Source organism: Brasilonema octagenarum UFV-OR1 (assembly GCF_963888615.1).
Taxonomy (GTDB): Bacteria; Cyanobacteriota; Cyanobacteriia; order Cyanobacteriales; family Nostocaceae; genus Brasilonema; species Brasilonema sennae.
Genome location: NZ_CAWPKW010000165.1, coordinates 1 through 7469, shown reverse-complemented (window position 1 = coordinate 7469; position 7469 = coordinate 1). Strand labels below are relative to the sequence as shown.

6 protein-coding genes and 2 pseudogenes are annotated in these 7469 nt (G+C 43.3%); 2 read left to right on the top strand and 6 right to left on the bottom strand.

The genetic code is table 11. The annotated features are described in order from the left end of the window. The 5 genes and pseudogenes from AC5590_RS11375 to AC5590_RS11355 all read right to left on the bottom strand — a co-directional run. Positions 1-157: pseudogene (locus tag AC5590_RS11375) on the bottom strand (DsbA family protein); the annotation flags it as partial. A gap of 129 nt (positions 158-286) precedes the next feature. Next, positions 287-751 (bottom strand): peptidoglycan-binding domain-containing protein, encoded by a 465-nt coding sequence (locus AC5590_RS11370; RefSeq protein WP_169268684.1) that lies wholly within the window; start codon positions 749-751, stop codon positions 287-289. A 200-nt stretch (positions 752-951) separates the two neighbouring features. After that, positions 952-1290, bottom strand: coding sequence for a hypothetical protein (locus tag AC5590_RS11365; protein WP_248277421.1), 339 nt, complete (start codon positions 1288-1290; stop codon positions 952-954). A gap of 247 nt (positions 1291-1537) precedes the next feature. Further along, positions 1538-2314 (bottom strand): annotated as a pseudogene (locus tag AC5590_RS11360) (GMC family oxidoreductase); the annotation flags it as partial. A 121-nt stretch (positions 2315-2435) separates the two neighbouring features. Next, positions 2436-2558 carry an IS1/IS1595 family N-terminal zinc-binding domain-containing protein gene (locus AC5590_RS11355; protein WP_417281512.1) on the bottom strand — a complete coding sequence of 41 codons (123 nt, stop codon included), beginning with the start codon at positions 2556-2558 and terminating at the stop codon, positions 2436-2438. A gap of 798 nt (positions 2559-3356) precedes the next feature. Here AC5590_RS11355 and AC5590_RS11350 point away from each other — a divergent pair. Beyond that, on the top strand, positions 3357-4895 hold the full coding sequence (locus tag AC5590_RS11350; RefSeq protein ID WP_169268681.1) for an FAD-dependent oxidoreductase: 1539 nt from the start codon (positions 3357-3359) through the stop codon (positions 4893-4895). A gap of 105 nt (positions 4896-5000) precedes the next feature. On the opposite strand, the gene ggt is transcribed toward AC5590_RS11350, so the two are convergent. Next, entirely contained in the window at positions 5001-6782 is a 1782-nt protein-coding gene (gene ggt, locus AC5590_RS11345; RefSeq protein ID WP_348982786.1) for a gamma-glutamyltransferase, read from the bottom strand. 183 nt (positions 6783-6965) lie between these two features. On the opposite strand from ggt, the gene AC5590_RS11340 reads away from it, so the two are divergent. After that, on the top strand, positions 6966-7337 hold the full coding sequence (locus AC5590_RS11340; RefSeq protein ID WP_169268680.1) for a hypothetical protein: 372 nt from the start codon (positions 6966-6968) through the stop codon (positions 7335-7337). The last annotated feature ends 132 nt before the right edge of the window (positions 7338-7469 follow it).

Genomic DNA, 7469 nt, shown 5'->3' with positions numbered 1-7469 from the left:
GATCGACATACGCTCCCTTGGATAAATCCTGCAAAAATTGACAAATATCAAGTCCCAAACGATTGGCATACTCCACTAGATAGCCATTTCCCAACTCCTGTTGATGGATAAACAGCATCTGATGCATTTGCCAAAACTGTCTTTGAATGATCGCTGAAGATAAAATCGTGTTGCATATTTGTGGGATGAATCAGGCTGAAAGGGTGACAAAGAGGAATTACGAAGCGATCGCATAAAGGGCGATCGCATCTATCTAACTGAACTTAAGTTTGAGTGAATGCTCTAACTAGTCTCCCAAGATGCCGCCCCAAGTCAGCGGACCTACAACCCCTACAATATTGGAATCGCGTTCGCCATCGCCATTCTTTTGAAATTCAATCACAGCAGCTTTTGTTCTAGGACCAAACTTGCCATCGGGTTGACCTGGATTTATTCCCTTTGACACCATCGCTTCTTGCATCAGCCGAACTGCATTGCCGCTATCCCCCTCTCTCAAGAAAGTTCCAGGTTGATTGTTCGGCCAAGCATATTGCATTGCTGCCCAAGTTTGTAAGCCAACAACACCATCCTGCTTTAGGTTTTTAGACTTCTGAAATTGGATAACGGCGGCTTCGGTGCGCGGACCAAAAATGCCATCAGGTGCATTTAGAGTAAATTTGCGAATTTGTAAGATGTATTGTAGGTCTGTGACTTCTGGTCCGGTTGAACCTTTTTGAAGAACGACGATTTTTGTTTGTGTTGTATCAGACATTGGAATTCTCCTGTTTTGTTGTAATGGTTGACAAGATTTGAACGTGAAACTGTAATAACGACAAGCCCTTGGCTTTACGCTCCGTGTATCGCACCATGAATCAAATGCCGGTGTGTTGCTATGACACTTGTTGAATCATGAGCGAGTTAATTTGTGTTTGAACTGAAGATGAGTTCCTAGAGGGCAGCACTTACTCCTCATCAACCTTTCGTACAAGCCTGTCGCATGAGGATATGATTGTTTTTATACACCTCTAAAGTTCCAGACTGCTGACTATCTAGCGTGCCATCCCACACCCAGTATTCATAATTGCGATTCGGAAATTTATACACTCGAACCCCTTCTGTAGCTTGGCTCGTTCCTCCGTCCAAACTCAAATTACCGTTGGAACTGGTAGCGCGGTAGAGAAGTTGACCCGAAGAATGCTTTTTCCAAACATTGATATTGTATCCACCCTGGCATCTCATACTGAGGATTAAACCAGCAGTAGAATCAGCAGAGGCTCTTAAGGAGAAATTAGCCCAAACACAGATTGTCATAACAAGGAGTAACGTGAATTTTTTCAGTGGTGTTTTCATAGTTTTTCCTATGGTTAAAGATATGGTAGTTTTGTGAGGCTTCAACAGCTACTGTGCAATTAAGCGTTAATGGGTTTTGAGCGTTGAATATTTCCCACACTGGCAACGCGGAGCGAATTTTGAGCAGCGATAAGCCTTCAAGCGTCTTTTGCTCCGCGCAATCGCACATAGAGGCGATACTCCACTGATGAATCATGAAAACAACTCCATTAATAGAAGGTGAATTGAGATAGTTAGACGATGTCTGACGATAAGCCCACAAAACAGGACCAGAGAAAAACTGCAAATCTGGCGCAACACTCAAATTACTCTCAGTATGTAAAAACAATCCGGCTTCCGCGATATTGCTGGTTAGAGCAGGTTGCAGATCCACAGTTACCTGGTGTGCCACCGGGACAGTAAGGTGATCTTGGAGATTCTGATCGACACCAGGTAAATTAACAACTACGGGAATGTCGAGCGATCGCAGGTGTTCTGCATTGCCAATCCCAGAGAGCATCAGCAGTTTGGACGAATCGAACGCGCCAGAGAGAATGATTTCCTGTTGTACAAAGGATTGGTGTATCGTTCCCCGGTGTATGTATTCCACTCCTACCTTGCGCGTTCCCTCAAACAATAACCAAGTAACTAACGCACCAGTAGTAACTGTTAAGTTAGGGCGATCCAAAATACGTACTAAAAACGCTGCCGCCGTACTGTGCCGCTTACCATCTTTGATAGTCAACTGATACAGTTCAGCTCTCTCTTGCTGCGCGCCCTTGAAATCAGGATTGCGTCCATAACCCAGTGCAACGGTTGCTTCTACAAATCTTTGTGATGTCACAGCAGGGGCAATTGGATCGGTAACGCTCAACGCTCCATCGACACCATGGAATTCGGATGCTCCCCATTGCTGGTTTTCAGACTTTTTGAAGTATGGCAATACATCTTAGTATCTCCAACCGGGATTGCCTAACTCCTGCCACTGATCGTAATCGTGACGGTTTTGTTTTGCTCATTAGTCAGGAATACCCTTAGACGAGCACCCATATTTTCAGTCACCTCGGTAGATACATTATCCGTATTTATTTATCTTTACATAGTTTGGTTTTTCCATGCCGATTTACTTAACCTCGTTTTGAATATAATTCGACAAATTGGTGCTCGCATTTGACACAAATGTAGTTATGTTTACCACAATAACGCCCGTTTTTACGGTTATGAGTGGATGCACAATTAGGACAGTTCATCCCTTAATTATGCAACGCCAGAATTCTTATATCTGTGTTTGCATAAATTCAAATATATGCAATTAGCTCTAATTTGTCGTCCACTTAAAGTTGAAACTTTTGTTCAATAAAGTGATTGATCAATTAGTCTATCTCAAAATCGAACGTTGGCTCCAACTAAAGTTGGAATCCAAATTCCAACTGAAGTGCTAATCGTTTTACAAACTGACAATTCTTCGCCTCACCACAACAATCACAGCTTGAGTGCGTAGACGCGGAGCGGCTTATTGTCAGCAACCCATGTGCGGGGCGCACCTTCAGGATGAAAGAAACCAAAAATCCATCCGTAAGTAAGTAGGCATGATTAAATCGAACTATGTTAACTTATGTAAAGCGCCAAAAATCTTTTAAAAAGAAGCTTTTAAGCGATTTACATTTCTTAATTTAGTTGTGTTTTTTAGCGCCCACCTACTTAGTCCTATATCTTGAAAAACAAGTTGAATTCTATTTCCTTTCATTAATGACTCTTTCATGAAATCAAGAGTTATTTATCTCATATAGAATTCCTCGGCAGATTTTGACGAAGCTAAGTACAGTTTCTGTTAAGCGTTAAGCGAAGCCTGCGATGCACTGAGCGTGGTCGTTGTGTTCCCTACCTCAACGAGTTCCTATGGCTTTGCCACGCAAGCTAAGAGAAACAAAACCGGATTCCTATAATCATCTATCTTGAGAAATAACTTCGGAAAATTTAAGATTGACTTTGACTTTTAATTTATATTAGTACGATCACAAATAGTGACTATAGTGGAATTTAGTATTATGTCCCTGACGGAAAATGTTCTTTCACAACTACCAGGAAATATTTTAGATAAGTTACGCCAAGCTGATCGCATTTTGACATCAGTGAGAGAGGATAACGCTCCTGTACCAATGGTCGTAAAAGAAACTCAGCAACCTTTGGGTGCTATAGATTGGGATGTTGTCATCTGCGGCGGAACATTAGGCATTTTAATTGGCTGTGCCTTAGCTGTGAAGGGAGTGCGAGTGGCGTTAATAGAACGCTCAATGTTACGTGGTAGAGAGCAAGAATGGAATATTTCTCGTAAAGAATTACAAGTTTTCTTGGAGTTAAATTTACTGACGGATGCAGAATTAGAACAGGCGATCGCCACACAATACAATCCCGCAAGAGTCAGCTTTTTTGGTGGTACAGAAGTTTGGGTAAGAGATGTTCTGAACATTGGTGTCGATCCAGTTTATTTGCTGGAAACTTTAAAGCAGCGATTTCTTACATCTGGTGGAAAGTTATTTGAAAATACTCCGTTTACAGAAGCAGTTGTTCATCCTGATGGAGTGATGGTAAACAACCAATTCAAAACCAGGTTATTAATTGATGCAATGGGATATCTTTCTCCCATAATCCAGCAAGCACGTCAGGGACAAAAACCAGATGCACTTTGTTTAGTTGTGGGAACTTGTGCTCAAGGTTTTCCAGAAAATCACACAGGCGACTTACTGTTATCATTCACACCTGTGCAAAATCAATGCCAATACTTTTGGGAAGCTTTCCCAGCAAGGGATGGTAGAACGACTTACATGTTTACTTACATGGATGCCAATCCACAACGCTTGAGTTTAGAAGCTCTATTTGAGGATTATCTACGTTTAATGCCGGAATATCAAGGCGTGGAGTTAAGCCAGCTTACATTTAAACGAGCGCTATTTGGCTTTTTTCCCTCCTATCGTTCTCCACTCAAGACACCTTGGAATCGCATTTTACCTGTTGGAGATAGCAGTGGGAGTCAGTCTCCCTTGAGTTTTGGCGGTTTTGGTGCGATGGTGCGTCACTTACAGCGTTTAACATTAGGTATTCACGAGGCGCTACAAATAGATCAGTTATCTGCAAAACAAATCGCACCACTGCAACCATACCAACCTAGTTTAGCTGTGACTTGGCTATTCCAAAAAGCAATGAGTGTTGATGTTAATCAAAAAATTGATCCAAATCAAATTAATCAACTCCTGTCTGCAGTATTTCAACAAATGCAACAACTCGGTGAATCTGTACTCAAACCATTTTTGCAAGATGTGGTACAGTTCCCGGCGCTGACAAAAACGCTTATAAAAACTGGCGTAACACATCCAGGATTAATTGGCAAAGTTATTCCTCAAGTTGGTTTGGGAACTTTACTCGGTTGGATGGTTCACTATGGGAATTTAGGAATTTACTCTGTTTTATTTTGGCTGAGTCAAATGTTAGAACCGTGGAAAAAGAATTTACCCAGTATATCTAAATATTATTGGAATCGTTGGAGTGATGCCTGGAAGTATGGTTCTGGTAGTGATTATTCTGATTAGACCTCTCCAAAAATGATTTTTAGTGCAAGCGCGGGGTATTGGTTTCATAGCCATTTTTGGAGAGGTCTATTGATGATTTGACAAAAGACGCGATGTATCGCGTCTCTACAATTTTTCACTACACCAATTTATTTGCCTATAGCTTCTCCTTCGCGACGGGGATCTGCGCCGCCGAGCAAACCCTGCTCGGTTATGATAATGCCGTGGGAACCACTGGTTTGCTCCACAACTTGCACCGAATGACCGAGCGCTTCTAACGCAGACTTGAGGTTCGCAACACTTGTACCCCTCCAGTTCCGTTGGACCATTGCGGTTACCGAAATTTGGCAGTGATAACGCTTGCTGGCTGTCGAGTTTCCAGTCCAGTACTCCAACCAGTGCCTTAGCTACGAAGTTGATAATTCTCGCACCACCTGCAGAGCCAACCACCATGACTAGCTTGCCATGCTGGTCAAACACCATCATGGGAGCCATCGAACTTCTGGGGCGCTTTCCAGGTTCTACCCGATTAGCGACAGGCTTACCATCACTTGTTGTGGGTGAGAAAGAGAAATCTGTGAGTTCATTGTTGAGCAAGAAGCCTCGCACCAGCAATCTTGAGCCAAAAGCATCCTCAATACTAGTAGTCATCGACACCGCGTTACCGTAGCGATCAACAATTGCAACATGGCTGGTGGAAGGAAACTCTGGAGAATCATCTTTTCCCCTCAGAAGCGCAGGGTGTAAAGGTAGCTCACCAGGTTTGGCTTCAGTCAAGGCACGGTCAAGACTTATTAGCGCAGCGCGGCGCTTGAGGTATTCAGGGTCGAGCAATTCGTTAGATGGTACGGACACGAAATCTGGATCGGCTATGTAGAATCCCCGGTCAGCATAAGCAAGCCGTCCAGCTTCAGAGAACAGATGCACTGCCTTTAATGAAGCCGGCTCTAAGCTAGCTAAATTGAAATTTTCGAGGATGCCGAGAATTTGTAACACGGTTAGACCCCCAGAACTTGGAGCACCCATACCGCAAACTTTGTAAACTCGGTAAACCCCACACACTGGTGGTCGTTCTATTGCTTGATAGGTTGCTAGATCGGTGGTTGTTAAATCGCCTGGTACGCCTGCTTGTTGCACCGTAGCAACGATATCGTTAGCAATTTCACCCTTGTAAAAGGCATCAGCACCTCCCTTGGCAATTTGGCGCAGTACCTGGGCATAAGACCGATTGACAAGTATAGTGCCGACAGGCTTGGGAGTGCCATCCGGTTGGAAGAAGTAGTTCCTAGCTCGCTCCGTGCGCTGGAGATACTGTTCTGTCTTCAGTAGAGTGTACAAGCGTGGCGAGATGGGAAAGCCTTTTTCAGCCAGTTTGATCGCAGGTTGAAAAAGTTGCTTCCAAGGTAACCTGCCATGTTTCTTGTGTGCCAGTTCTAGCATCCTGACTGCCCCAGGCACACCTACAGATTTTCCGCCAACAACAGCATCGTAGAACTGTAGCGCTTTGCCATCCGCATCAAGAAAACGGTCTGGTTTAGCAGCAGCTGGAGCAGTTTCTCTACCATCATAGGTACGAAGTTGTTTAGCTTTAGCATCGTAGTAAACGAGGAAAGCCCCTCCACCCAGTCCAGAGGACTGTGGCTCAACTAAGCCGAGTACTAATTGGATAGCGATCGCCGCATCAACCGCACTTCCTCCAGCACGGAGAATTTCACTACCTGCTGCTGATGCTAGAGGGTTAGCTGCTACTGCCATATACTTCTGAGTAATGACAGCTTCGCGCTCAATGCGACCACTACCTGCTTCGGGTGCATCTTGTGTACGCGCCACCATAGGCTGCAAGAGGGCGGTACCAACGGCAAGGGCTAGCAGACCAAAACGGAATCGAATTCTACGTGCTTTTACCACAGAGAATACCCTAAGTTATGTAATTTTCTAAGTACTATTAGACCAGAGAATTGGCTTTGGCATTTAAACAAAATTTCTATTTTACCCAAAAACCTTATAGACGACTTAAAACAAGGTACAGGAAGAATAGTTTTCACCTCCTCCACAGGAAAACAATCATCTTATATTCGTCCTGATGGCAAAATGAGCGTTTACACATACCATTTCCTCGAAGCATTGCAAGGTGCAGCCAACCAACCAGGAGATAAAGTCGTGCGGGTTTCCCATTTAATGAATTATTTAGGGAAAACTGTTCCCCAAAGCGCCAATAAATTAGGTAAAGAACAAACTCCGTTTTTTGACTTTGCAACTGAAGATTTCCCCGTCGCATTGTTACGCGGAGGTAAAGGTTTACCTCAAGAGGGATGGGATAACGTGAAAACAGAAGCGCAAGAAAACATTCGCAGTATCAGCAATCAAGTTAATAATGGGGTGGGGATTGTTGGTGATAGAAATTTTGGCTTTGATATAGGTACTGCCGGAAATATTACATTTGGTGATATTTCTTCTGGATGATAGCAATTGAAAATAATGCTGACTTAAATTTACGACTGATTAAAGTGATACAACCATCTATAGATTGAATTGACTTTTGACCGAGACAATTTTAGATTTTAGATTTTGGATTTTGGATTAAAATCTAGAATC

Coding starts and splice junctions, on each gene's coding strand:
- AC5590_RS11355 (WP_417281512.1), bottom strand. CDS start 2,558: ATGAACTGTCCTAATTGTGCATCCACTCATAACCGTAAAAACGGGCGT.
- AC5590_RS11365 (WP_248277421.1), bottom strand. CDS start 1,290: ATGACAATCTGTGTTTGGGCTAATTTCTCCTTAAGAGCCTCTGCTGAT.
- AC5590_RS11340 (WP_169268680.1), top strand. CDS start 6,966: ATGAGCGTTTACACATACCATTTCCTCGAAGCATTGCAAGGTGCAGCC.
- AC5590_RS11370 (WP_169268684.1), bottom strand. CDS start 751: ATGTCTGATACAACACAAACAAAAATCGTCGTTCTTCAAAAAGGTTCA.
- AC5590_RS11350 (WP_169268681.1), top strand. CDS start 3,357: ATGTCCCTGACGGAAAATGTTCTTTCACAACTACCAGGAAATATTTTA.